This is a genomic window from Lapidilactobacillus bayanensis (assembly GCF_003946695.1).
GTDB lineage: Bacteria > Bacillota > Bacilli > Lactobacillales > Lactobacillaceae > Lapidilactobacillus > Lapidilactobacillus bayanensis.
Genome location: NZ_RHOX01000017.1, coordinates 1 through 25156 on the forward strand (window position 1 = coordinate 1; position 25156 = coordinate 25156).

Genomic DNA, 25156 nt, shown 5'->3' on the forward strand with positions numbered 1-25156 from the left:
ACCGCCGTATACGGAACCGTACGTACGGTGGTGTGAGAGGTCGGTAATTGAATTAATCAATTACCTCCTACTCGATTATTTGAGACAAATCGGGCTTTGATTTGGCTCAAATCAATACTCGCAGCGTTCCACCAGCGTATTTACCGTAGGCACGGAGAACCACAGAATAACAGTTTTAGGACTTAGCACTTTGTAGTAAAGCCCAAATTTAATTCTGTTGCAATTCAATTTGCTTCGTTGCCACTTTATCGATAAAATCACGATCGTGCTCGACAATTAACATTGTGGGCTGAACGTCGAGAATTAGGGCTTCCAATTGCTCTTGATTAAAAACATCTAAGTAGTTCAATGGCTCGTCCCAAATATATAAAGCGGCTGGTTTTGATAATGATTTTGCCAGTTCAACTTTTTTTCGTTGACCCATACTCATATTTTCAATTCTATTGTTAAAAACATGACGTTCCATTCCCAACTTATGAAGGTTATTGAGGAAATTCTGAAAATTTAGTTGATTTTTTTCAGCGAATTCAGTTAATGTGCCGCGGTTATCTTCATAGTTCTGCCGAACGTAACTAATTGATAAATTTTGCGGGCGATCAATGGTGCCTTGTTGCTGACCCGTAAACTGCTGCAAAATGGCTTGAATGACGGAAGATTTCCCAGCGCCATTAGGACCAACGATGGCTAGACGTTGGTGTGGTGTCAATTCAAAGGATAGTGGGGCAAACAACGACCGGCGATCATAGCCCAATTGTAGGTTATTGATATCCAATAAAAATTTATAATGATCCGCTTGAAAATCCATTGTTAAAGGATCGATGTATTCGATATCTTTGAGTAATTTTTCCTTATCATCAATTTCAGAGGTCATTCGATTAACGATATTCTTTGAGCGTTTCATCATTCTGGCCGCTCGCGCACCAATATGACCTTTATCAACCGAGCGTTGTTCGTTATCAACTCGGGCGTTGCGTCGTTGGTGTTTATCGGCTTCGCGCGCATCGGCCCAATTCGCTTTGGCGACGGCTGATTGTTTCAACCGCCCAATATCCTTTTTCAATTTTGTATTTTGATTTTGTTGAAAATCGTCGCTTAATTTTTTCTGAGCTTCATAGGTGGCAAAATTACCTTGATACAGCAGAATTTGACTCTTTTCAATTGACATAATATGATCGGTCACGCTGTCAACAAAATGGCGATCATGACTGACCACAATAAAACCTTGTTGCTTCTGATTTAGGTAATCTGCTACTTGTTGGCGGCCATTAATATCTAAGTGATTAGTCGGCTCATCAATTAACGGGAAATCGGTTTGGTTAATAAACAAGAGCACCAATAAAACCTTGGTTTGTTCACCACCGGATAAACTAGCGAAATTACGCCAAAGGATTTCAGGATCAACGCCTAGTAAATTTAATTCTCGTTCAATTTCCCATTGTTCAGCATCTGAAATTTCTTGCAACGCATAAAAAGTGAGCTGGTCCGGATTAGCGATTGTTTGCGGAAAATAGGTAAAGTGAACTTGTTTAATAATCTGTCCTTGGTAGGGTAATTGATTTTGTAATAATCGCAGTAAAGTCGTTTTACCACGGCCATTACGACCGATTAACCCAAGTTTCCAAGAAGTATCAATGTTTAAATTAGCCTGATCGAATAGTAATGTTCCCAGATTATCATAGCCAAATGTTAGATTTTTAATTTCAATATTAGACATAAAATCACCTCATAATTTAAAGAGAGTGGCAATAGACGTTAACTGTTATTTGTGGTTCTTCGCGCTTACGCAAAGGTTGCTAATAAAACGTGTGAGGTACCGTGGTGGAAAATAAATACTTGTCGCTGGAACGTAGTGGGCGTTGCTTGAAGCCGATTTTTTCAAAATCGTCTCCAAGACAAGCCTTAATGTAAGCAATAAATTGCCAACATTAATGTCACTACTGAGCGGTATTTATTTTCCACCACTTAACAAATGAGAGGGCAACCTTTGCGCAAGCGCTGAACTGACGAGCGGTTGGATCATTTCTAAATTTTTAGAAGTACAAATTTGCTGTTAAATCATACCACTACATCTCGTTTGTCAGTGCCGGAGGGAAATCGCGGTCAGCCGCGGAATTCTTGTTAATGGTTTACCATTTACAAGAAAGCCTGAGTTTGAGACAAATTGGGTTTGATTTGGCTCAAACCAGGCTCGCAGCGTTCCACCAGCGTATTTCCCGCAGGCACGGAGAAACGCAATATAATAGTTTTAGGTCTTGGTATTCGGTCCAAATCAAACTCGCAGCGTTCCACCAGCGCATTTCCCGTAGGCACGGAGAAGCACAACATAACAGTTTTAGGACTTAGCACTTATAGCAAAACCCACATTTAAGACGAACTAAATTTCATTCGGCTCAAATCATGTTCACGGCGTTCCACCAGCGCATTTCCCGTAGGCACGGAGAACCGCATTAAATGGATTAAGAGTAATCTTCATTATTATCAACGACAAAGTTATTTCAGAATTAGTTTGACAGTGGCTAATTTTGGGAGGCAATTTCGTGTACGCAAAAAGGGACCCATCCCTTGAGTTGTCTAACTAATTCTGAAAGTAAGCTTAATAAACCGCGCCTAGCGTGTAGGACAAGTTTATTAAGTTATTTCAAGAATTAAGTTAGATTCTCAACGGACGGATCCCTCGTTTCTGATTTAAAAGTTGCATTGAGTATAACATGGATTTTCAATTTTGAAAATGGTTGTTACTTGAGTTTAGTACCAGGCAGGTTTGTCACCATCTGTATTAGGCTTGTTAATGCCGACTGAATGACGAACTTGTTCACTAGGATTATTAATGAGATGAACGAGATAAGTAGCAACACTCTTGCGAGAAACCTCGGTACCTTTGAAGGGTTCACCTTTTTGCGTCAATTCGTAATCAACTTCGTCTTGATTATCAAGCCAGGCTGGACGAATAATTGTGTAATCCAGATTGGAATCTTCAATAACTTTGGCCGCAGCAGCATAAGTTGGCAAATAACCGTCATCCAGCATTTGGTGATTCCATTTACCAAATTTACCAGGAACCTCGTCATAAATACCAAGCGTTGATATCCAAATTAAACGTTTGACACCAACTTGGTTCATTGCTGTCACAACGCTTCGTGCTTGTTGTTCAATATTAGCGCCTGCTAAATTAGCATAAACAACGTCAACGCCTTTAATTGCCTTAACTAAATCAGCAACTTGCGCGGCATCGCCATCAATAATTTCCGCATGACCTGTGTTATTGCCTTGCAGACGACTTGCCCGGCGTAAGAATAAGCGCAAGTCTGTTTGCTGTTCAATTAATTGTGTTGTTGCTAAACGGGCAATCTGTCCGTTGGCACCTAAAATAATTACCTTTGTCATAAAAAAGCCTCCATAGGACAAATTACTAACGGAAGTGAGACGTTACCCACTTCCGTCAGCCTTCTCTCCCCTGCGCCTTCTAATGTAGGGTATGTCAAAATTAAATGCAACCAAAAACGTCCAGCATTGTTATGGCCTATTTATTGTTTTTGGTGACGACACTTGCGATAATTAAGTTAACAAAACAGGAGGTGCGATGAGATGACAAAAATGGTCTTCGTTAATTTACCGGTGAGCGACATGCAGCGCTCAATTGAATTCTATACGGCGTTAGGTTTCAAGAAAAATCCTGATTTTTCCGACGCTAACGGAACAGGTATGATGTGGAATGAAACAATTTGGCTAATGTTGTTAACCCATGATTTTTATCGAAAATTTCTCAAGGACCAAGTTTTAGCGGACACACAGACAACTAGTGGTTCAATGACTGCCTTTAATTTAGAGAGTGTCGCTGCCGTTAAGGCGTTTGCCCAAACAGCGGCTGCTAATGGCGGTACTTATTATCATGTTGATCTAGCGATTCCTGAGGATCAAATGTATGAGTTAGAAGTTAAGGATCCAGATGGCAATATTATTTCTGTCTCATGGATGTCAATGTAGGTAATCAAAAAAGCTATCTAAAATTGGTTGCTTCACTGTAATTTTGCGGTGAAGCAACCAATTTTAGATAGCTTTTTATTGTTGTGGCAATTATTAATGGAACAAAAACAATTGTATTAAGTTGCTGCAATGTTGCCGCCAAGAAACTTTGACGCGTTGATCGTGCTGATCAAAGTAATGCAGGAGATAGTAATGGTGCTGCCTGTTGTCGCTTAGCGTGGCGACAACGTCTTGATTAGCAGTCAACGACCAGTAAAAGGGGAGTGAAGCCGGTGCTGTCAATAAGACATCGAGATATTGATAGGTATCAGCAAAGTTGGTCTGCATAAATTGAGCGATCTTTTCCTGATCAACAGCAGTCTGGTCATTGCTAAGCCAGCTTGGTCGGCGAATTATTTTCTCCCATTGAACACGCTGCTTTTCAGGAAGTGCTTGGATCGCTTGAGCTAGCGTGCCTTTCGTTGCGTTGTTTTGATAGATTAAATTATATTTACCGTTAAGCTGATAGACTGCTGCCAGTGACAAGTGCAGTTGTTGTTGGTTGAATTTCTGGTAAAGGCGATTGCGGCGGATCATTTGGGCTAACCGCCAAAATAAACAGTATATGAAAGCAATATCGGCGGCTAAAATCAGGAAACTACTCCAGTCGGTCCAGACAAAAGAGTTTAGTGATAGTAATGGCTGTAGTGGTAATAGCCAAAAGACACGCAATGCTTGTTTTAAGATCATCACCTTCATGGCCAACGATCCAGTCAGCAAAACATTGGCACCTAATGCAAGCCAGCCTAGCGCAGCAAATAACAAAAAAATGAAACCCAGTCCCAAAATGATTTGTGCGATTGCATGACCACCATCGTCAATGAATAACATGCGGCCAAAGCGGCGCTTGTCCTGGAGTTGTTGCTGTAATTGTGTCTGTAATTGTTGTTTGTCCATAGTATTTGTCCTTCTGCAATCGTCAGGTTTAGAATAATCACGGCTGATTTGCACGGCCTAATTTAAGTTGTTGCCCTGATAAATGGTGCATGTGGTTAAGCGGCGTCGTGATTTGATTCGAAGTTGTCATTTGGTTCGCACACTTTTTAGGGTCGTTGGCTCAAGTGACTGCCTGTGCCGCCAAACATAACGTTGATTATACGCCGATTGATTGGTTTGGTCGTCAATTTAAGCAATGATTTTTTCATTAATTTGGGAACTAAATAGGCAGTTTTATTGCTTATTTTTTGTAAGCATCGTACAATCAAACTGTTAAAAGTAACGGTAGTATCAATTCTATTGAGGTGATAAAAATGGAAATTAAAGTTAAAGAAGCAGCTGAAACTTATTTAGAAAATAAAGTAACAACTGACAATGTTATCCTGTTGGCGCTGAATGACGGTTCCAACCAATTCTCCAATATGGGCGGCACTTGTTCAATCGGAGCAAGTTTCCAATTTGTGATCGTCGATAAAATGTATGCTAAATATGATGTCCCGATTGAAAACAACATGGGCTTGAAGATGTTTACGAGTAAAGATGAGTTAGCGTTTCTCGTTGACGGTTTAAATGTTAATTATCGGAATGGTTTCCTTAGCTTAGCTGATAACAGCGGCATTATTGATGGTGCCATGACGGTTAATCAATATCAACCGCGCACGGAAGCTGAGTTAAAAGAACAAATGGAAACAATCGGTCACAAGAATTGCTAATTTAAAATGTTGAAGTGGGATTTAGATTTCACATTTTCACTTGTTAAGGTCGAATTTTCTGCTACAATAAGTTCATTAACTTGTAAGGGACTTGAATAAATGGCTGCAGTTGATTTTAAAGATGCTGAATTATTTCGTGATCAAGTGATTGATGAAATTAAAACGAGTTTTCATTTAGAAGAAAGTCAGGCATTGGCAATTTTTCAAGTTGAACGCACAACAATTAGTGATTATTGGCATCAACATGCTACCCGAAATGATGGTAATATTCAAGAACTTGTTAATTTAATGTTAGCTGATGAAGATGATTTAGAAGATGACTGCCGCGAATAAGTGGCGGTCTTTTTTTATGGAATTGGCATCCTTGCTCCTATTTTTAAAGACTTGGACACAATCTTCTGAACTATTTGTGGTGAGTACAGTAATTTTAGGCCAGTTGCGGTAGAATGAAGTTATAGCAAAAGGGTTTGCAAATGGGAGGTTGGTCAGATATGGCTGATTTAAAACAAAGGGTTCAAGTTATTGGCTGGTTAGCGGCAGAAGATCAAAAGATGCTTAGCGAAACAGATCGTTTTTCTTTCTTTATGTTTTTTTATGAACTATTGCGTAAAAACTCTGGTTTGAGCGCAGACTTTACGGGTTTCACGATTGAATCGTTATTAGGGCAACCACAATTATTAGATTTTCGAGACGCCTATCGCGCCGATCCAGAAGAAATCTTAACCCAGGTAAAAACGGCTTATCAGAAAAATCCAGAAAAGGTTGATAAAGGTTTAGCAACAATGGCCTATGTTTTGTCACGGAATAATAGTTTGGATTTCTTACAAGACTTCGTACATCAATTTGATTTTTGGAAGAAGTGGCAACAATTTCACCGTCCTAGTCCGTTGCGCGAGTTAAGTGTGCATGATCAAAACCAAATTACCGATTATTTTAATCGCAACAATCAATAGTAAATTAAAAAGCTGGGCGGAAACTAAAAACTAGTGCTCAAATAATTAATTGAGATTAACGAATCAAAGATTAACGTGGGACAATCCTGCAAAAGGCAACGAAGGAACTGGGGCTAAAATTCCAGTTCCTTTTTTAGTTTGCTGGCATTTTTTAGTTGCAGCAGCAATCACTTTAATCACTATTTGGAGATTTTTTCGCTATACTTAGAAGCGTAAAGAAGGTGACGATTATGAGTGAAATTTCGTTATTCAGTGGCAATGATATGGATTTTGAACCGTTAGCTAATCGGGTGCGGCCGCGCAATCTAACAGAATTTGTCGGTCAACCACAATTAGTCGGACCGGGTAAAGTGTTGCGAGAGTTGATTGAACACGATCAAATTCCTTCGATGATTTTTTGGGGACCGCCAGGCGTAGGTAAAACCACCTTAGCAGCAATTATCGCCCAACAAACTCAAGCTAAGTTTATTAATTTAAGTGCCGTGACCAGTAGCATTAAAGATATTCGCCAGATTATGAAACAGGCCGAGGAGAATCGTCAGTTTGGTGAGAAGACCATTCTGTTCATCGATGAAATTCACCGTTTCAATAAAGCTCAGCAAGATGCGTTTCTACCTTACGTGGAGAAAGGCAGCATTATCTTAATTGGTGCCACAACAGAGAATCCCTCTTTTGAAATCAATTCCGCTTTGTTGTCGCGGGCCAAAGTTTTCGTCTTGCAGGCGTTAACGAGCGCAGATATTCTTCAACTGTTACAAAATGCGCTCACTGATCCGCGAGGTTATGGGCAGCAGACTGTTAAAATTTCGGCTGAGTGTTTACAAATTATTGCAGACTTTGCTAATGGCGATGCGCGTGTTAGTTTGAACACGTTGGAAATGGCAGTATTGAATGGTCAGCGTGATGGCGAAATCATCACCATTACCAAAGCTAATTTGACCCAATTACTCGGCAAAAAATCGCTGCTCTATGATAAAAAGGGCGAAGAACATTATAATCTGATTTCAGCCTTACACAAATCTATGCGCAATAGTGATCCAGATGCAGCCGTTTATTGGTTGGCACGAATGTTGGAGTCCGGCGAGGATCCTTTATATGTGGCGCGACGGTTGGTACGTTTTGCCAGTGAAGATATTGGCTTGGCTGATAGCCGTGCCTTGGAGTTGGCGGTGGCAACTTATCAGGCTTGTCACTTCATTGGTATGCCTGAATGTTCGGTTAATCTAACGCAATTGGTCCTTTATTTATCATTGGCGCCGAAATCTAATGCCGCTTATTTAGCTTACCAAGCCGCTAAGAAAGACGCGTTGAATACGCAAGCTGAGCCAGTACCATTGCAAATTCGCAACGCACCGACTAAGTTGATGAAAGAATTACACTATGGTGCTGATTATCAATATGCTCATGATAATGCCGATAAATTAACAACGATGCAAACGATGCCGGATAATTTAGTCGGTCATCAATATTATCAACCGACCACGCAAGGTAGTGAAGTGAAGTTTGCCCAGCGTTTGGCTCAGATTAAGCAGTGGCACCATGAACACGATCAGTCTAAGCAACCAGACTGATCAATCAAATTGTTGGGATAGGAGGCATGATCATGTGGGGCAGTAATGGTGTGGTTACCTTTGTGGCCGGGCTCTTAATTTTATTAGTTATTGCTGCAATGATTGGTATTGCGACGTTTATCATTCAGCGCAACGCGTGGCGCCGTTTTGCGTTGAGTCGCTTGGCTGATCCGACTTTTCAACGGGAACATCCCTTATTGCAACTAGCAGATCGGCAACGATTAATTGACGATATTAAACTTGATACCACGGTCAGAAACCATTCTGATTTAACCGTTCTGCAAGTGGCTTGGCTGCCCTATTTACGTTTGTCGCTGGCCGCGATGTTAGTTGACAATCAGATTAAAACCACGTATCCATCAGAGCATTACGATATCGCATTGCGTGACGTTACAGATGAGCAGTTATTATTGGCTAACTCTTTTGCGACTTTGTTGGCGCTGCTCGATCCGGTTCTGGCGCGAATTGAACCTATGATTGCGGGTTATGAAGCGGCCTTTCAACGTTACGCCGTTGAACAAAAACCAACGCCAGCACAGCTTCAACGGATTTTACCATTGTTTACTGAAAACGTTGATTATCATGAAGTCGTCACTCAAGTTCAAATGAACAATACCTTTTTCGCGTTAGCTACGTTTTTGTTTAAGGATGCGCAAAATCAGACAACACCGCCAGCAACCACTCAAGCAGTACTGCCACAGTGGCTGACTACCTATTTACAGGAGCAGCAATGAAATATTACTTAAGTTTAGAAGTAGCAGTCCAATAATTAGTAGTCCAATAATCTGCGATGTGATCCTCACACTTTTAGGCTAAGCTAAACAAGTATTTAAAATCAGCTAACATTTTGCTATCTTTTTGAATTAAGTCATGATAAAGTAAGAGTGTAAACAGGTGCGAAAAGGCGGGCAACCTCGATAACAACACTTGCGTAACTAAAAAATTTGTTGTTAATCGGCTTGCCATGCTTCACACCAGACAGGAGTGTGAGACGTGATGGTCGATTTTTTTGTGGCGTTAGCACCATGGCAACAGGCACTAGTAGGAACATTATTTACGTATGGCATGACGGCATTGGGCGCAGCGTTAGTTTTCTTCTTTAAGACAATCAAAAAGAATGTTTTGAATTTAATGTTGGGGTTTGCGTCGGGGGTGATGATTGCGGCCAGCTTTTGGTCGCTGTTAGATCCAGCGATTGAACAGGCAGAAGCAAACGGCGATATTGCCTGGTTAGTTGTGGCAATCGGCTTTGCTGCCGGAGGTTTGTTCTTATATCTAGCTGATAAATTGATTCCGCATTTACCGATTGGTCAAGAAACAGACAAGGGTGATTTTCCCTCGTATCTGCGGCGAACGATTCTATTAGTCTTCTCAATTACCTTGCATAATATTCCCGAAGGATTAGCTGTTGGTGTCGCCTTTGGTGCTGTTAGTCAAGCTAGCAATCCAACCGTAGCAATTGCAGCCGGCATTTCAGTAGCGTTAGGTATTGGCATTCAGAATTTCCCAGAAGGTGCAGCCGTTTCAATTCCCTTACGCCAAGGTGGACTAAGCCGAGCACGCGCCTTTGCGTACGGCCAAGCATCAGGGCTCGTCGAACCAATTGCCGGTGTGGTCGGCGCATTGTTAGTGAGCCGCATGACAGCAATTCTCCCCTATGCACTAGCATTCGCAGCCGGAGCGATGATTTACGTCGTAGTCGAAGAATTAATTCCAGAAGCACAACAAAGCGCTGAACGCAAAAACCACACAGCCGTCTTCGGCGTGATGGTCGGATTTATTATCATGATGATCTTGGATGTGGCACTAAGTTGAAGCGACTAAGTCAAAAAGGAATTAACGTATTTTAGTTATTTTGGTCGCCAATTTTTGTTAACGGTTACTTTTCGTTTCCTCAACATGTGCTATATTCATCTTAAAAGTGGTGTTCTTACATTGAACGCTAAAAATATCAAGTATTAGGGGCGATGTTAATGAATTATGAGACTAAGGGTGCTAGTCCATTTCCAGTGGCGCAATTACATTTAAGCCAAAACGAAAGTATTCAAATAGAATCTGGTTCGATGATCTATCACAATACGAAAGTTAGCCTGCAAGGCCATATGAACAATAATGGCAAGAAAGGCTTGGGCGGCTTGATGAGTGCTGTCGGGCGTAAGTTAACTTCAGGCGAAACCTTTTTTATAACGACCGCAACTGGAACTGCAAATGATGCAGAGTTGGCGATTGCACCAAGTAATCCTGGTGTCATTGAGACGTTAACGTTAACCGATCAGCAACAATGGCGGCTAAATTCGGGCGCGTTTCTGGCAATGGACACTACTGCTCAATACAAGATGGTGCAGCAAGACGTGGGAAGTGCCTTATTCGGCGGCACCGGTGGTTTATTTATTATGGAGACGGCCGGAACCGGAACGATGTTAATTAGTGCTTACGGAGCAATTTTACCGTTGGATTTAAATGGTGAAACAGATTATGTTGTTGATAACGCCCATGTGGTGGCCTGGTCCAGCCAGTTGAATTATAAGATTGAAGCAGCCAGCGGCACATTCGGCTTCAAAACAGGCGAAGGCCTAGTCAATCGCTTCAGCGGTACCGGCCGAATATACGTACAGACCCGCAACCTACAAGCCTTAGCGAACCTAATACAAGGTGTATTACCTAAAGAATCATAAATCAGAGCGCGGAGAAGCGCGGGTAGTTAGTGAGGATTAAGTTCGAACCAGTTAAAATCTTGGGTTTAAGATTTCAACTGATTCAACTTAACCGGAACTAACTGCGCTTTGCAGCGCGTTTCAAATCAGAGCGCGAAAGGCAACGGGTTGGGTGTTTGTATTTAAACGGGAAGATTGATGCATGTCAATGCAGCAAGATTCACGCTTAAATACACGACACCCAGTTGACTTGAGCACGTCTCAGAATCAGAGCGCGGAGAAAGTCGGGTTGACAATGAGCATTAAGAAAGCAATGAAAAAGTTCGTATTTTGAACTCATTCATTGCTGGCTTAAGCGCATTTCAAAACCACAGCGCGAAAGCCAACAGCTCACTTACTTCAAGTACCTACCAAACCACAACATAAAAAGACGCTGGGACAAATATCCCAGCGCCTTTATTTGATCTGATGATTAATTTTGATCGGGGCAACCTGTTACTGTGTTAAATAATAGCGAGAATAATAAAGTTAACGATGAAGAGAATCGTGACGATCCAAAGTACGGGATGGATTTCCTTAGCCTTGCCAGTGATGCTCTTAATCAAGCAATAGGTAATAAAACCGGCTGCGATTCCGTAAGAGATATTGTAGCAAAGGCCCATAAAGATCGAAGCCATAAAAGCAGGAATTGCTTCTTCAAGGTTGTTCCAGTCAATCTCTTTAAAGGTTCCCATCATCATAACACCAACGGCGATTAATGCTGGCGCAATTGCTTGCGTAGGAATGATTGAAATAAATGGTGCGAATAAACTACTAAGTAAGAATAGGATTGCTGTGACAACACTGGTTAAACCAGTACGACCACCAGCGCCGATACCAGCAGTACTTTCAACATAGGTTGTAGTATTACTTGTTCCAAAGATGGCACCGATTGAAGTGGCAATTGAATCAGCAAACAAGGCTTTATCCATTTTTGACGAGAAGCCATGACCGTTTTCCATAGCCTTTTCATCTTCCGCGGAGAAAATACCAGTTCGGCGGCCAGTTCCAATGAACGTTCCCAAAGTGTCAAATGTATCGGAGAAACTAAAAGCAAAGATGGTCATGATTACCAACGGCAACTTGTCGGCGTCACCGAATAATGAGCCCATTCCCTTGGCACCTAAAGCTGCGCCAAACGTAATATGAAGTTGAGAAAGAGAATTGCCTAAGGAATTAGCACCAGAAACATGTAAGTTGGTTACTCCTAGTGGAATACCGACAATAGTGGTAATTAAAATACTCAATAAAACCGCGCCAGGAACTTTTTTAACTAATAAAATAATCACGACTGCTAAACCTAGTAGCGCTAATAATGCGCCTGATTGCGAAAAGTTGACCAGTGCAGGAACAATACCGCCGTTAGATACGATACTTGTGATACCGCCTTTGAAAGTTGACTGTGCCGCATCAAAAGCTTTGTTATTAATGCTGACAAGGCTTGAAGGTTCGGAAGTGAATTGTAAGAAACCAGCGTTCTTAATTCCGATATAGGCGATGAAGACCCCAATACCACCACCCATAGCCTGTTGTAAAGTTTCGGGAATTGCTTTAATAATCATTTTCCGAATTTTAGTAACAGTGATCAAGATGTTGATCAAACCACAAATGAAAACTAATGCCAGCGCTTCTTGCCAAGTGAAACCTAAGGCGAAACAAACCGTGTAAGTGAAGAAAGCATTCAAACCCATTCCGGGAGCTAAAGCATAAGGAACATTTGCGAATAGACCCATGAATAACGTACCAACAGCTGAAGCAATGATTGTTGCCAGGAAGACCGCCTGCGAAGGCATACCTGTTAATGAAAGTACAGACGGATTAACAAAGAGAATATATGACATCGCGAAAAATGTCGTGACACCCGCCATAATTTCTGTGCTAACCTTCGTTCGGTTTTCCGTGAGTTTAAAATAACGATCCATCAGATAATGTTCCTCTTTTCATAGATTATATGATTATAATAGCCGATAAAAATTGATTAATCAAGATTAAATACGAACTATTTTATTTAATTAATAATAATTGTTCTTAAAATACAATGTTGGCTTTGGACGGTGAACTTGATTCTAGAACTGTTTTGTTGTGGTTCTCTGCGCTTACACAAAGGTTGTATATGGAACGTGCGCGTTGCCGTGGCGGCGAAAGAATACTTAGCGCTGGAACGTAGTGGGCATTGCTTGAAGCCAATTTTTACAAAATTGTCTCCAAGACAAGCCTTATTGTAGGTGATAAATCACCAACAATAATGTCACTACTGAGCGGTATTCTTTCGCCGCCACTAAACTAGTAAGATGGCAACCTTTGTGCAAGCGCTGAATTGACGAGTGATTAGAACACCTCAAATTTTTAGAAGTACAAATTTGCTGTTAAATCACGCCATATCATCTCTTTCGTCAGTGCCGGAGGGAAATCGCGGTCAGCCGCGGAATTGTTGTTAGTGGTTTACCACTTACAACAAAGATTGCGTTTGAGACGAATCGGTTTTAATTCGGCTCAAACCAAGCTCGCAGCGTTCCACCAGCGTATTTCCCGCAGGCACGAAGAACAGCAAAATAACAGTTTTAGGACCTGGCACTTACAATCGAGAATACATTTTCAACAATCAAAGATAACTAATCCTTAAGTAAAAACAGTACAAAAAAACACCTCGAGTAATAATCTCGAAGTGTTTTTGCATTTAGTGATTAATCTAAGAACTTGAATTTGCTCCAAGGCTTGATGAAGTCAAGCAAGATTAATTCAGCAGCTGGAATTGAGCCGACTTTATTCTTGCGGGTATCTGAATGAGGTTCGAGAACTAATTGTAATTCATTCTTGTAAATCCCGAAGCCATCATTACCGATGACAATATCGCCACGTTGGAATTCATGTGTATTGTCATGTGGTGCGTTAGCAACGGCCTTGTAGTAAACACGGGGCATCGTTGAACGAATAACTAACGTGTTCATATCACCGCGACGGAAGTGTTGATTATCGAGTACGATTTTCTTCTCGACGTCGTTAACTTCATCAACGAAATCAATGTGGAATTGAACCTGATAACGATTCAACTCAGACAAGGATTTTAATTCGTCTTCTGAAGCATAGGCGTTACCAATAATAACGTCATCAATCATGTTGGTTGCAAATAAATGCTTAGCCTGAACATCGATTGGTAAACGACGATCAACTTCCATTGTTGGCAAGCCATCGTTAACGTTCCAAGGTCCCATGTTACCAACTTGGCTGGCAACAAAGGCAGCAGTGTGAATGCCGAAGTCCTTGAAACGTTTACTGCATTCCATGAAGAAATCATATGGCAAAGCAGTCCCAACTTGTGGGTAGAAATTGTGGCAGCCATAGATAAATGATTCATTAGCTTGATAACTAATGATGTTATTCAGGTAGTCAACGTTATTACTCATGTTTAATTCAATGATTAAACCATATTTGTTGTAAGATAACATGGCTTCAGTAGCACCGTCGAAACCTTGGTCCAAACGAATACCAGCAACATGCAAGTCAGCGAAGAATTGCAAGTCAGAGTAACTAATTCCTAACTCGTCAAAAATCCGTGGGGCAACGTCGATAATTGTTTGATAACCTAGGGCGTTACCAACATCAACAATCTTTTGATATTTTGCTTTAGTTTCTTCAGCCGAACCTTGAACCTCAAGCATACTCATAAAGATTCGAGAAAAGCCGTATTTGTGGCCTAGCTCAAGATAACGCTTGTCAGCTTCGAAATCGCTATGATCTGGATAAATAGATAAACCTAATTGACGCATTGTCAATTGAATTACTCCTTTGGGATTAATGGTGTCAAAATACTAATAGCTAGTGTGACTTAGAATAAAATAAATGCCTTGAGCGTGTGGTTCTCCGCACTTGCGCAAAGGTTGCATATGGAGCGTGGCGCATTGTTGTGGCGGCGAAAGAATACTTGGCGCTGGAACGTAGAGGCCGTTGCTGATTAAGACAGTGGCAACTAAAACTGTTATTTTGTGCTTCTTCGCGCTTACGCAAAGGTTGGATACGAAACGTGCAGGTGCCGTGGTGGAAAATAAATACTAGTCGCTGGAACGTAGTGGGCGTCGATTTGAGCCGATTAAAGTGCAAATCGTCTCAAATGCGAGCCTTAATGTAAGCAATAAATTGCCAACATTAATGTCACTACTGAGCGGTATTTATTTTCCACCACTTATCTAGCAAGAGGGCAACCTTTGCGCAAGCACTGAATTGACGAGTGGTTGAACTACCTTTCAATTTTAAGAAGTGTAAATTTGCAGTTGAGATGCACTAACTCACTTTAGTCAGTGCCGGAGGGAAATCGCGGTCAGCCGCGGAATTGTTGTTAGTGGTTTACCACTTACAACAAAGCTTGCGTTTGAGACGAATTGTTTTTATTCGGCTCGAACCAATGCTCGCAGCGTTCCACCAGCGCATTTCCCGCAGGTACGAAGAACCACAGCATAACAGTTCTAGGGATTACCGCTCTCAATAAAGCTTACGTTCAAGACGAATTGTTTTTATTCGGCTCAAACCAATGCTCACAGCGTTCCACCGACGCATTTCCCGCAGATACGAAGAAGCACGATGTTTCAATTATAGAATTAGCATTCTAAGTCAGTAATACGATTAGATATTAGTTTTGAACACGATTACATAATGAATAATCTAATTATGGCACGCTATGAATTGATAAATCAAGTTTGCAAAATGACTGATAAAAATTGGTCTATATCAATTTTACAATGACCACTTAATTGATCATTGTAGCCGGATTTGCCGGCCACCAACTTCAGCCAAAATTTCGTCGCAAAAGGTGACGAGTTATTTCCGATTAATTGAAAGCGGTCTAGTAAAAAATATTTTTCTCGGGTAGGAACGGCACGCAAATTTCAGAATGAAAAGTAAATTATTGCCACCGGTCCCAGAAAATTGCCCCGCGACCGTTATTAGTTGAAACGACGTGTCCCTTAATTTCTGGATAAACATCATTGAGTTTGCGTAATAATGTCTCTCGATAAAAATCATTGTACACCAAAACCGAGCCAGAAAAAGCAATTCGTTCGGGAAGCGGTTGTTGATATTGGTTGATTAGGCCTAAAACCTCGGTTGCCAGTGCAGTGGCTTGATCGGCTAAAATAGTTTGCGCAGCTACATCGCCGGCTGCGGCACGCTCGGCAATTTTGGCGGCTAATGATGCAATTTCTTTGCGATCGTGGCCGTAATATTTTTGCACGGCTTGTTTAATATCATTTGCGTGCAGCCAACTGATTAACGGTGCACTGAGACTATAAGCTTCGTTTAAATCATGAGCGCGTAACGCCGCAATCATGGCTGCAGCAGTAATCTTATAAGCACTACCAGTATCGCCGAGTAAGAAACCCCAGCCGCCATAACGCATCATTTTTTTATTTTGCCGACCGTAAACGACGGAACCAGTTCCTGCTATGACTAAGGTGCCGTCTTGGCCCTCTAGACCATTAAGTAAAGCCAATTGGGCGTCGCTGATAACGTCAACTTGTACGTTGAATTTATCAGTAAAGAATTGCGCAACTTCAGCGGCATTTCCTGTCGTCTCAACACCGGCAATCCCGATTAGAACATGTTGACAATCAGCTGGCACCATATTTTTAAAGATGGTTGTCATGATTTCGCTAAGATTCTGGTAAGTGCCGGATTCATCTAATAAAATGTTACCAGGACCACTTTGAGTTTCAAAAAGTACTTTGCCTGAATTATTTAAGGCCTGACCGACAATATGAGTGCCGCCACTATCAATACCAATCACATATTTCATTTGTGTACTCCTTTTTAAACAACGTTAATTACCACGAACCAATTATTGATTATGCTTCTCTTTTGAAGAAATGTTCACCGATTTTTAGTGGCTTTTACTTGTTATGACAACCTTAATTATAAATTCTTGAAATCTTTTTTCAATATTTAATTGAAAAAAATGATTTTTTGTTTTATAAATGAGTTATACCTTTTTATGTTAGGAAGACAAACATGGCTTATTTAACGCTTTTACGTTCTTCAAAAATTTTGGAGAATCAAACAAAGGTACAAGTGATTTTGCCGGATCAACTGACTGAGGACCGGAAATTACCTGTGCTGTGGTTACTGCATGGCTTAGGCGATAACGGAAGTTGCTGGCAACGTAAAACTAATCTAGAACAATTAGCGAGCAAGTATCGACTTTGTGTCATTATGCCGGATGCTGGTCGAAGTTTTTACACCAACATGGCTTTTGGTGGCCGTTATTGGGATTATTTAACAGCAGAATTAATTCCGCAAATGCGCGCCTACTTACCAATTAGTACAGCAGCTGCAGATAATTTCATTGCTGGTAATTCAATGGGTGGCTACGGTGCACTGAAATTAGCGTTGAAAAAAACAAACTGGTTCAGTGCTGTTGCGGCAATTTCACCGGTTGTTGATTTAAGTGTTGTGCCGAGTATCATGCCTGACTATCAAGCTGTTTTTGGCCAAGCGGGCATTACGCAACCGCAATATCAGTTGTCAACAATGGCGCAAGAAGCTGATTTGCAAGCCTTACAGCAATTACGTTGGTATCACGCAATTGGTGATCAAGATTTTATGAAGCGGCCTAACGATACTTTCAATGATTATCTAGTTCGTCAACTTGACCTGGAAGTAACCTACAACAAGGGTCCCGGAGATCATGACTGGAATTATTGGAACGAACAAATTCGGATGGTGCTTGAATGGCTCATGATAAATGAAAACGAGGTTGTAAAATAGATGAATAAACGAACAACTGAGATGCGCAATCCTATAACAATGGCAATCGATGAAATGCCCACTCAGCAAATTTTAACGACAATTAATCAACAGGATCAACAAGTTCCGCTTGCTATTGGTCAACCTGAATTATTAAATGTGATCGCTCAAGTTGTTGATACCGTTGTGGCGTGCTTCAAAAAAGGCGGTCGGCTCTTTTATATCGGCGCTGGAACTAGTGGCCGCTTAGGTATTCTTGATGCAGCTGAATGTGTGCCTACTTTTGGAACTAGTCCAGAATTGGTTCAAGGTTTAATTGCTGGTGGTCAAAAGGCGATGACTGAAGCCGTTGAAGGTGCTGAAGATTCAGTAGCAGGTGGTCGCGCTGATTTAGCGGCCCGCCATCTTTCTGCCCAAGATTTTGTGCTCGGGTTAGCAGCAAGCGGTTCAACACCATACGTTATTGGTGGGTTAGACTATGCTAAAGAGGTTGGAGCGGCTACTGGTGCGTTGAGTTGTAATCAAGGTGCATTAATTAGTCAACACGCCGATTTAGCCATTGAAGCCGTTGTCGGACCAGAAGTTGTAACTGGTTCGACGCGAATGAAGGCTGGTACTGCTGAAAAACTAATTTTAAATATGATTTCAACTACCGCGATGATCAAATTGGGTAAAGTTTATGGTAATCTGATGGTAGACGTTAAACCAACCAATTTGAAATTAGTTGATCGCTCTAAAAGAATCATTGCAGACGCAACAGGTGTGGATTACGCCACCGCCGAGAAGTTCTTCACGGCCGCTAAGCAACAACCAAAAATTGCGATCGTCATGATCAATGGCGACGTCGACTACAACACAGCCGTCGCAGCATTAAACGCAACCGATGGCTTTATCGCAGCAGCACTTAAATATTTACGGAAGTAGAGTGCTCAAAGCAACGGGTTGGTGGTATGACTTTAAACAGGAAGATCATTGCATGTTAACGCAAGGAGATTCATGCTTAAAGTCACTACCGCCAGTTGCTTTGAGCACATTTTAAAACCAGTATTATATGGCAAAGTAGTTTAAAGACAGTTAAACCAGATCGGCAATTAGCCAGATCTGGTTTTGTTGCGTTTTACGGCTATTGAGAGTTACGATATAGCTACTGATTTTATCACTATTTGGTAATGTCTTTTTCGATTTAAACTATAATTATAAAAATTAGGATGATGATCAATATGTCAGTTAGAGGCAGGATTTTAAATGCAAAGGGAGATTTATCGGAGGCTGAGCGTAAGGTCGCCGATTATATTCTGATCCATCAGCAACAAGTTTTGAAAATGACCATTAAAGAATTAGCCACGGCTGCTAATTCCAGTCCAGCTTCAGTGATTCGTTTAACGAAACGATTGGATATTGATAGCTTCACAACCTTACGGATCTTATTGTCGTCAGACCTGACGAAGAATCGGACTGATCCTAAAGATCGCGAAGATATTAAGAAGAATGAATCGTTATCGTCAATCAAAGATAAGCTACTTTCTAGCGCGTTACAATCAATTCAGGAGACAACCGACCAAGTTAACGAGGATGAGGTTAATCATCTGGTAGACGTCATTATTCACTCACAGCGGCTCTTTATTTTTGGGATTGGCGCTTCTTACTTAGCTGTAGAGAATATTTCCCAAAAGTGGAATCGAATTGGTTACCCAACAGTTGCAGACAATGATTTAAATGCCTTGTTGCCTAAAGTAGTTAACGCTGGTAAAAAAGACGTTTTGTGGGTGATTTCTAATTCAGGCGAGTCACCAGAAGTATTACTTGCTGCACAGTCCGCTAAAAAATATCAAATCAAAGTTGTTTCACTGACGCGTTTTGGCAATAATAGTTTAGCCAAGCTATCCGATATTAGTGTTCACACTTCCCAACCGATGGAAAGCCCAAATCGAATTGCTGCGACTAACTCTTTATTAGCTCAATTTATGTTGATTGATATTATTTTCTACTTCTTTGTTAGTAGAACCTTTGATAAAAGCGCTAAGGCTCTGGATGTGTCACACTCGATTGTTCAAGAGTATAAAGGAATTATGCTGAAATAAAATTTCAGCATAATTTACAAATCGGTTAAAACATCAAGATTATCCATTGATTAGTTAAAATGAATAAGCCATTTTATTGACAGCGATGCGGCGCGTGATTAGACTGAGTATGAAAATGAATTGAGTTAGGGCAAAAAACTAAGCAATAATCGATCGTGTGGTTTCAAAACACAAAGCAATTCAAAAATGAGCAAAATCAATGTTTTCATGTCTAAATAATTGTGAAAATAACTCAAGCGATAAAGAATAATATCAAAATAAAACATTTTTATAATATTATGTTGAAATTAAATTTCACCATGTTATAATAATTCGTGAAGGCGGATACACGCCGGAGCATCTTGTAATTATTTTTCATCTATATTTTAGGAGGAGTGATTTTCATGGATAAAATCATGAAATGGGTCGAAGATAAACTCGTTCCACCAATGGCAAAAATCGGGACACAACGTCACCTTTTAGCTATTCGTAATGGTGTTGTATCTTCACTTTCATTAATTTTGATTGGTACGTTCTTCATGGTCTTCATCAACTTACCATTCCCAGCTTTCGCTAAAGCATTAGCGCCGTATACGCAAACAATTGTTTTGCCATATCGGATGACCATGGGGTTGATGGCTATTTACGCAACTTTCGTCATGGGTTCGGATTTAGCTAAGTCATATAAGCTGGATGGTGTGACTGGTGGTATTTTGTCATTAGGTACATTCTTCATGTTCCAAGTACCTGTTAATGTTTTAACACCTAAGTCAGCGCCACTTGGTTTCGTTTTACCAATGACTTATACTGGTGCTTCTGGTATGTTTACTGGTATCGTTTCAATGATCTTTGCCGTCGAAGTTTATCGTTGGTTTAAGACACATAATGTAACAATTAAGATGCCTGAACAAGTACCACCTGCAGTTTCACGTTCTTTCGAAGCTTTAATTCCAGGATTCGTTATTATCACGACTGTCTGGATTGTTCGTGATGTTGCTGGATTTGATTTGAACTCTGCTTTAATGGCATTGTTCAAGCCAATTACGGGCGTATTAGGCAACAACTTGTTTGGTGCTTTGTTACCAATGTTCTTGATTCATATTTTATGGTCATTTGGTATTCATGGTATGAGTATCATCGGTTCACTTGTTCGGCCAATGTGGTTAATTATGTTGGATGACAACGCCAAGGCTTTAGCTGCTGGTAAAGCTGCAACTAACTTGCCTTATGTTGCTCCAGAACAATTATTCCAATGGACAGTTACAATTGGTGGTGCCGGTGCTACATTAGTTGTCGCTATCTTATTCTTAACTGTTTGCCGGTCTAAATTCTTAAAAGAAGTTGGACGTTTCTCAATTATTCCTGGTATCTTTAACATCAACGAACCAATGATCTTTGGTGCGCCAATGATGCTTAACCCATATATGTTCATTCCATTTAACTTGGTTCCGTTAATCTTAACAACGATTAGTTACTTAGCCGTTAAAGCTGGTTTAGTTAACGGATTCTCAACAATTCCTGCTTGGACGTTGCCTGCTCCAATTGGTGGCTACTTATCAGCTGGTAATGACTGGCGTGTTGTTGTTTTGATCTTGCTCAACATGGCAATTGCCACAGTTATCTACTATCCATTTGTTAAGGCATATGACAAACATATGTTGGAACAAGAAGCTGGCAAGACTGATGAAGAAATTCTTCACGGTGACGCTGTAGATTCTGAAACAGCTAACGCATAATTTTTAGAGGTGTAAGATGCTATATTGGCTATTGGTTTTTATCGGTTTTATTATTCTTTTGATTGCCAGCAACTTCTTATTGAAGGTTCTCAAACGACGTGGCATCAAGATTAATCGTTGGGTGTGGGCAGCGGCCTCATTCTTGATTGTAATCATCCCCAAAGTGATTTTTCCAAAAATGAGTGCAGCATGGACAGTTGTATTACTTGTATTCTGCTGTGTTTTCGCAATTAACTTTATGACTGAACAACATCAATGGATGATTGATAAAAAAATCTAGTCTAATATGGCAGCATTTAATATTCTTTGAGATTGAAGTAACCCATGTGTATTCGTAGAGCAGCACAATATTTAAATAGTTAATGTCAATTATCAAAAGAAGCGTCTGAGTTGAAGTGTAAACACTTCGACTGAGGCTCTTTTTTTGTCATCGAAGTAAGGTAAAGGCTGGGTTGAGTTTAATAATTAATTGATCAAGCTGCGTCCTTTATCCTAATTTCTAATCGTTTGTTTACCCTGAATTAGTTGTTGAAAAGCTTTGTCATTTTAGATTCGTGGCGAGATTAAATAGACGCCGCTTATTAGATCTTCTCGGCATGAAAGTTTACATTCATTTGGTTGAAAATTCTTTCAACTAAAAATTGTTTAGTTGATTTGACTGAAAAGTTTCGTTATAATTGCTTACACTAAGAAGTGGGGCGAAAACCTTAGCTTCTTTTATTTTGCGTTGTTATGGAACAAAAAGCCCGTGTGTCAATACTTGAACCAAGCTGACCTATTCAGCTAAAAATCCGGTCAAGTAAAGCGAGCACATTAACTAGCATCTTCAAAGTGGCAATCGTCCTACTGTCATCTTTGTTTTAGACGGGTTTCATCAGCTTACAGTTTTGTAAGGTCAGTAGGAATGGTAAGGGAATAGCTTAATAACGTGTTATACTAAACTTGGGTGAGGGAGAGAAAGCGACAACGGTAGTAATGAAAAAAAGAGTTTTCATGAAAATAATCAAATCTATTACGCTGATTTTCCTGCTAACAACTATTTTTCGAACCTTGGTAGCTGCTGTTGTCCATGCTGATAAAGACGAGCATGCGTTAACAGGTTCGGCCAAGACATTAAGTTCCCAGCAGAGTTCGACAGCGGGAACTAATGGATCAGATCAGGCAAACGACTCCGCAACGGCAGGCACGCTCTCATCCGAGCAAGCCTCAACAAGCTCAACAAGTAGTTTGACGGAATCATCTTCAAATAGTAGTCAAAGTAAAGAGACTTCATCAAGTTCTAGTACGGTTGTAGCGAGCAAACCCGCTGTTAGGGCGAAAGCAGCAAAAGCAACCGTTGATCCGACTAATATCGCGTATTTGGCAACTCATGGCTATGCCCTGGGTGTTGCTGCTAACTTTAATATTTTTGCGACCAACAACTATGTCCAAAATAATAGTGTTGGCGACGCTCGAATTGCTGCTAATAGGTTTCAAGCTGACGGCGGAACCGGTCAGTCGACAATTGGCTGGACCTCGTCTTCGAGTAATGTTGACTCACATATGTTAGTTGTTAACACGTTGGCTGATGGTAATACAGGTACTTATACGCGGTTAAATACCGACAAAACTTCAGGCGTTTTTGCCGCGGATTCATTCACCAATTCGATTTTAAAAAACACATCAGAAAATTTGGTGGACACCGATCCGTTAAGTGGTGTTGCTGATTTTAGCGAGACCGGAACAAGTAATTTCACTGATGCCAGTCAACAAATTGCTAATGTTAGTGCTTTTTATCAAGATTCCACACAGCTGCAAGAGGCATTCTCTGATAGCTTCATGAAGACTGTTTCAATTGAGGGCGCTGATTATAACCCGAACGGCGGTATTAATAAGACGATTGATGATAGTGGTCAGCAACATGGTTTATTCGTCATTAACGTGGATACATCTAAGATTCAAGGCAGTGGCGGGATTAAAACGGATACTGATGTTTTGAGTATTGATATTAGAATTAAAACCGATGACACGACGCCACCAATTGTGGTTCTGAATTTTCCGAATTTAACTGGCACGCTAACGATGCAGAGTTTGTTGGACCATTTGCATATTATGTATGGGTCCGCTGATGGTACGATGCGTGCCGTAACAACGAGAAATCAACTGTTGTTGAACTTTCCTAAACTAACCGGGTTACAGTTCAACAACGTGTTCGTTGGGACATTCCTTGCGCCACAAGCAACAGCGCAAGTCAATCAATTAAATACTAGTATCTCTGCGATCATCGCAAAGAACGTCACTCTTGCTAATTCGTTTAGTACTGACGGTTCAGAAGGGATTTTTAATCCGCCGGCGTTTGCTGATGCGGATAATCATAATAACGGTTCATCTGAGACTAATCAAATGACAGCAACGGTGCAAACTAAAAAAGATGATCAGTCGTCAAGCACCGATATCTCTGAAAATAATTCGAATGTTGATTTAGGACAATTTCAATATAACGATGTAGCGACCTTTCAGTTTGATTGGACAGGGTATTCCGGTGCGCACCTTTATGGGTCAACGGATGGCAAAACGTGGACGCGCTTAACCGCTGACGACGTTACAACGTATCATTCTGCAGCGAAGTATCCGGCAAAAGCGCTCAAAATGAGTGTTGATGCAAGTATGAATGAGCAGACAACGTTTAAAGCCTCTGCAGCGACTACTTACTCGTTTGCCTTATTGGACAGCACTGCTGACGAGATTACCGATATTGGCACACCAGTGTGGCGTAGCGATATAACGACGGCCTCACAATCATTTTCGCTAGCAGTTCCGAATTTGCTGACTTTTTCAACGATTGTTGCTAGCACTGAAAACACAGGCTATTTAACGGTTAAGCCGGATACGACAGCCTTTATCGAATTGAATAATGAATTAGATGCACCTTTTACATTAACAACAACCGGCAATTCTTCGGCCAATACGACGCCGAGTGCAGGTGCCACTACGAAAAATGTTTTTTTGGATGCGGACAGCACATTTACCTATCTGCCCAATCAAAATTTAATTAATAACGCTGCGATTGTTTTCAATAAAAATGGTACTGACGCATTCACCAAGCCGCCGTTGCTAGATAATAACCAGACAAAATATCAGGTAACCAACTTCTCGCTGAAAGTACCAATGGCATTGCGTAATAATAAAGCGACAATTGGTCTAGATTGGACGCTAGCAATTGGGGCCAAAACACAATGAAAATTGAGTAATCACAATATAATTTTGTTTACTTTTTATTAGTAATGCTATATAATCTACGACTAGTGGCATTATAGAAAAAATATTATACAAAGAAAATTAGCAATTAAAGGGAGATTATGGATAATGAAATTCACTAAATTAATGACAGTTACAGGTTTGGCTTTATTACTCGCAGTTACGTGTCGGTGCAACACAAGTATCCGCAGCTGATACTGAATCAAAAACAGCAACAACAACAGCAGAATTCTCTGTTGAAAATGGTGACTTGACGCTTGACAAAGCACCAGATCTTGAATTTGGTTCAGCCAAGTTTGCTGATATTTTATCTGGCAAGACAAAGTCACTCTCATTGGCAGGCAACACAGTTGGTAAACAAGTTGCCAACGAATCAACAGATAAGTCATCCACAGAAGGCGTCATTCAAGTAACGAACTATGATGCTACTGTATCAAGCTGGAAGTTAACGGCAAGTGCTACTGCTTTTGCTGGTATTTCTGGTGTTTAACTTAATGTTAAG

At 40.7% G+C, this 25156-nt stretch carries 20 protein-coding genes and 1 pseudogene; 15 read left to right on the forward strand and 6 right to left on the reverse strand.

Going from position 1 to position 25156, the window contains the following annotated elements:
* Positions 1–208: 208 nt before the first annotated feature.
* Both abc-f and EKM65_RS07490 read right to left on the reverse strand, forming a co-directional pair.
* Positions 209–1714 (reverse strand): ribosomal protection-like ABC-F family protein, encoded by a 1506-nt coding sequence (gene abc-f / locus EKM65_RS07485; RefSeq protein WP_125607161.1) that lies wholly within the window; start codon positions 1712–1714, stop codon positions 209–211.
* Between the two features lie 1031 nt (positions 1715–2745).
* Positions 2746–3384 (reverse strand): SDR family oxidoreductase, encoded by a 639-nt coding sequence (locus EKM65_RS07490; RefSeq protein ID WP_125607163.1) that lies wholly within the window; start codon positions 3382–3384, stop codon positions 2746–2748.
* A 201-nt stretch (positions 3385–3585) separates the two neighbouring features.
* Between EKM65_RS07490 and EKM65_RS07495 the strand changes: the two genes are divergently transcribed.
* Complete coding sequence (locus tag EKM65_RS07495; RefSeq protein ID WP_125607165.1) at positions 3586–3984, forward strand: VOC family protein; 399 nt, start codon at positions 3586–3588, stop codon at positions 3982–3984.
* Between the two features lie 93 nt (positions 3985–4077).
* Here the strand turns inward: EKM65_RS07495 and EKM65_RS07500 are convergent, their stop codons facing one another.
* On the reverse strand, positions 4078–4920 hold the full coding sequence (locus tag EKM65_RS07500) for a hypothetical protein (protein WP_125607167.1): 843 nt from the start codon (positions 4918–4920) through the stop codon (positions 4078–4080).
* Between the two features lie 353 nt (positions 4921–5273).
* On the opposite strand from EKM65_RS07500, the gene EKM65_RS07505 reads away from it, so the two are divergent.
* From EKM65_RS07505 to EKM65_RS07535, 7 genes are all read left to right on the forward strand, one after another.
* Positions 5274–5672: an iron-sulfur cluster biosynthesis family protein gene (locus EKM65_RS07505; RefSeq protein WP_125607169.1), complete on the forward strand. Its 399-nt coding sequence runs from the start codon at positions 5274–5276 to the stop codon at positions 5670–5672.
* 99 nt (positions 5673–5771) lie between these two features.
* The gene (locus tag EKM65_RS07510) at positions 5772–6005 is read left to right on the forward strand and encodes a hypothetical protein (RefSeq protein WP_125607171.1); all 234 of its coding nucleotides are present in this window, start codon (positions 5772–5774) and stop codon (positions 6003–6005) included.
* A gap of 158 nt (positions 6006–6163) precedes the next feature.
* Positions 6164–6625 (forward strand): hypothetical protein, encoded by a 462-nt coding sequence (locus EKM65_RS07515; protein WP_125607173.1) that lies wholly within the window; start codon positions 6164–6166, stop codon positions 6623–6625.
* Between the two features lie 230 nt (positions 6626–6855).
* On the forward strand, positions 6856–8196 hold the full coding sequence (locus tag EKM65_RS07520; RefSeq protein WP_125607175.1) for a replication-associated recombination protein A: 1341 nt from the start codon (positions 6856–6858) through the stop codon (positions 8194–8196).
* Positions 8197–8228: 32 nt separating this feature from the next.
* Positions 8229–8930, forward strand: coding sequence for a hypothetical protein (locus tag EKM65_RS07525; RefSeq protein WP_125607177.1), 702 nt, complete (start codon positions 8229–8231; stop codon positions 8928–8930).
* Positions 8931–9192: 262 nt separating this feature from the next.
* Positions 9193–10011, forward strand: coding sequence for a ZIP family metal transporter (locus tag EKM65_RS07530; protein ID WP_125607179.1), 819 nt, complete (start codon positions 9193–9195; stop codon positions 10009–10011).
* A 158-nt stretch (positions 10012–10169) separates the two neighbouring features.
* Complete coding sequence (locus EKM65_RS07535; protein ID WP_125607181.1) at positions 10170–10871, forward strand: TIGR00266 family protein; 702 nt, start codon at positions 10170–10172, stop codon at positions 10869–10871.
* A 482-nt stretch (positions 10872–11353) separates the two neighbouring features.
* Here EKM65_RS07535 and EKM65_RS07540 read toward each other — a convergent pair whose 3' ends face one another.
* The 3 genes from EKM65_RS07540 to EKM65_RS07550 all read right to left on the reverse strand — a co-directional run bounded on the left by EKM65_RS07540 (position 11354) and on the right by EKM65_RS07550 (position 16674).
* Positions 11354–12811, reverse strand: a complete 1458-nt coding sequence (locus EKM65_RS07540; RefSeq protein WP_125607183.1) for an NCS2 family permease — start codon at positions 12809–12811, stop codon at positions 11354–11356.
* 762 nt (positions 12812–13573) lie between these two features.
* Positions 13574–14662, reverse strand: coding sequence for a DUF871 domain-containing protein (locus EKM65_RS07545; protein ID WP_125607185.1), 1089 nt, complete (start codon positions 14660–14662; stop codon positions 13574–13576).
* Positions 14663–15786: 1124 nt separating this feature from the next.
* Positions 15787–16674, reverse strand: coding sequence for an N-acetylglucosamine kinase (locus tag EKM65_RS07550; RefSeq protein ID WP_125607187.1), 888 nt, complete (start codon positions 16672–16674; stop codon positions 15787–15789).
* Between the two features lie 212 nt (positions 16675–16886).
* Here EKM65_RS07550 and EKM65_RS07555 point away from each other — a divergent pair, with 212 nt between their 5' ends.
* The 7 genes and pseudogenes from EKM65_RS07555 to EKM65_RS07585 all read left to right on the forward strand — a co-directional run.
* The gene (locus tag EKM65_RS07555) at positions 16887–17642 is read left to right on the forward strand and encodes an alpha/beta hydrolase (protein WP_125607189.1); all 756 of its coding nucleotides are present in this window, start codon (positions 16887–16889) and stop codon (positions 17640–17642) included.
* Positions 17643–18545 (forward strand): N-acetylmuramic acid 6-phosphate etherase, encoded by a 903-nt coding sequence (gene murQ, locus EKM65_RS07560; protein WP_125607191.1) that lies wholly within the window; start codon positions 17643–17645, stop codon positions 18543–18545.
* Between the two features lie 296 nt (positions 18546–18841).
* Positions 18842–19702 (forward strand): MurR/RpiR family transcriptional regulator, encoded by an 861-nt coding sequence (locus tag EKM65_RS07565; protein WP_164506863.1) that lies wholly within the window; start codon positions 18842–18844, stop codon positions 19700–19702.
* 383 nt (positions 19703–20085) lie between these two features.
* Complete coding sequence (locus EKM65_RS07570) at positions 20086–21417, forward strand: PTS sugar transporter subunit IIC (RefSeq protein WP_125607195.1); 1332 nt, start codon at positions 20086–20088, stop codon at positions 21415–21417.
* A gap of 16 nt (positions 21418–21433) precedes the next feature.
* Positions 21434–21697, forward strand: a complete 264-nt coding sequence (locus tag EKM65_RS07575) for a diacylglycerol kinase (RefSeq protein ID WP_125607197.1) — start codon at positions 21434–21436, stop codon at positions 21695–21697.
* Between the two features lie 713 nt (positions 21698–22410).
* Positions 22411–24636 (forward strand): collagen-binding domain-containing protein, encoded by a 2226-nt coding sequence (locus EKM65_RS07580; protein ID WP_125607199.1) that lies wholly within the window; start codon positions 22411–22413, stop codon positions 24634–24636.
* Between the two features lie 262 nt (positions 24637–24898).
* Positions 24899–25144: pseudogene (locus EKM65_RS07585) on the forward strand (WxL domain-containing protein); the annotation flags it as partial.
* Positions 25145–25156: the final 12 nt, after the last annotated feature.

What these genes read in the sequence shown, in the direction of transcription:
- abc-f (WP_125607161.1), bottom strand. Translation starts at nt 1,714, where the DNA reads ATGTCTAATATTGAAATTAAAAATCTAACATTTGGCTATGATAATCTG.
- EKM65_RS07490 (WP_125607163.1), bottom strand. Translation starts at nt 3,384, where the DNA reads ATGACAAAGGTAATTATTTTAGGTGCCAACGGACAGATTGCCCGTTTA.
- EKM65_RS07495 (WP_125607165.1), top strand. Translation starts at nt 3,586, where the DNA reads ATGACAAAAATGGTCTTCGTTAATTTACCGGTGAGCGACATGCAGCGC.
- EKM65_RS07500 (WP_125607167.1), bottom strand. Translation starts at nt 4,920, where the DNA reads ATGGACAAACAACAATTACAGACACAATTACAGCAACAACTCCAGGAC.
- EKM65_RS07505 (WP_125607169.1), top strand. Translation starts at nt 5,274, where the DNA reads ATGGAAATTAAAGTTAAAGAAGCAGCTGAAACTTATTTAGAAAATAAA.
- EKM65_RS07510 (WP_125607171.1), top strand. Translation starts at nt 5,772, where the DNA reads ATGGCTGCAGTTGATTTTAAAGATGCTGAATTATTTCGTGATCAAGTG.
- EKM65_RS07515 (WP_125607173.1), top strand. Translation starts at nt 6,164, where the DNA reads ATGGCTGATTTAAAACAAAGGGTTCAAGTTATTGGCTGGTTAGCGGCA.
- EKM65_RS07520 (WP_125607175.1), top strand. Translation starts at nt 6,856, where the DNA reads ATGAGTGAAATTTCGTTATTCAGTGGCAATGATATGGATTTTGAACCG.
- EKM65_RS07525 (WP_125607177.1), top strand. Translation starts at nt 8,229, where the DNA reads ATGTGGGGCAGTAATGGTGTGGTTACCTTTGTGGCCGGGCTCTTAATT.
- EKM65_RS07530 (WP_125607179.1), top strand. Translation starts at nt 9,193, where the DNA reads ATGGTCGATTTTTTTGTGGCGTTAGCACCATGGCAACAGGCACTAGTA.
- EKM65_RS07535 (WP_125607181.1), top strand. Translation starts at nt 10,170, where the DNA reads ATGAATTATGAGACTAAGGGTGCTAGTCCATTTCCAGTGGCGCAATTA.
- EKM65_RS07540 (WP_125607183.1), bottom strand. Translation starts at nt 12,811, where the DNA reads ATGGATCGTTATTTTAAACTCACGGAAAACCGAACGAAGGTTAGCACA.
- EKM65_RS07550 (WP_125607187.1), bottom strand. Translation starts at nt 16,674, where the DNA reads ATGAAATATGTGATTGGTATTGATAGTGGCGGCACTCATATTGTCGGT.
- EKM65_RS07555 (WP_125607189.1), top strand. Translation starts at nt 16,887, where the DNA reads ATGGCTTATTTAACGCTTTTACGTTCTTCAAAAATTTTGGAGAATCAA.
- murQ (WP_125607191.1), top strand. Translation starts at nt 17,643, where the DNA reads ATGAATAAACGAACAACTGAGATGCGCAATCCTATAACAATGGCAATC.
- EKM65_RS07565 (WP_164506863.1), top strand. Translation starts at nt 18,842, where the DNA reads ATGTCAGTTAGAGGCAGGATTTTAAATGCAAAGGGAGATTTATCGGAG.
- EKM65_RS07570 (WP_125607195.1), top strand. Translation starts at nt 20,086, where the DNA reads ATGGATAAAATCATGAAATGGGTCGAAGATAAACTCGTTCCACCAATG.
- EKM65_RS07575 (WP_125607197.1), top strand. Translation starts at nt 21,434, where the DNA reads ATGCTATATTGGCTATTGGTTTTTATCGGTTTTATTATTCTTTTGATT.
- EKM65_RS07580 (WP_125607199.1), top strand. Translation starts at nt 22,411, where the DNA reads ATGAAAATAATCAAATCTATTACGCTGATTTTCCTGCTAACAACTATT.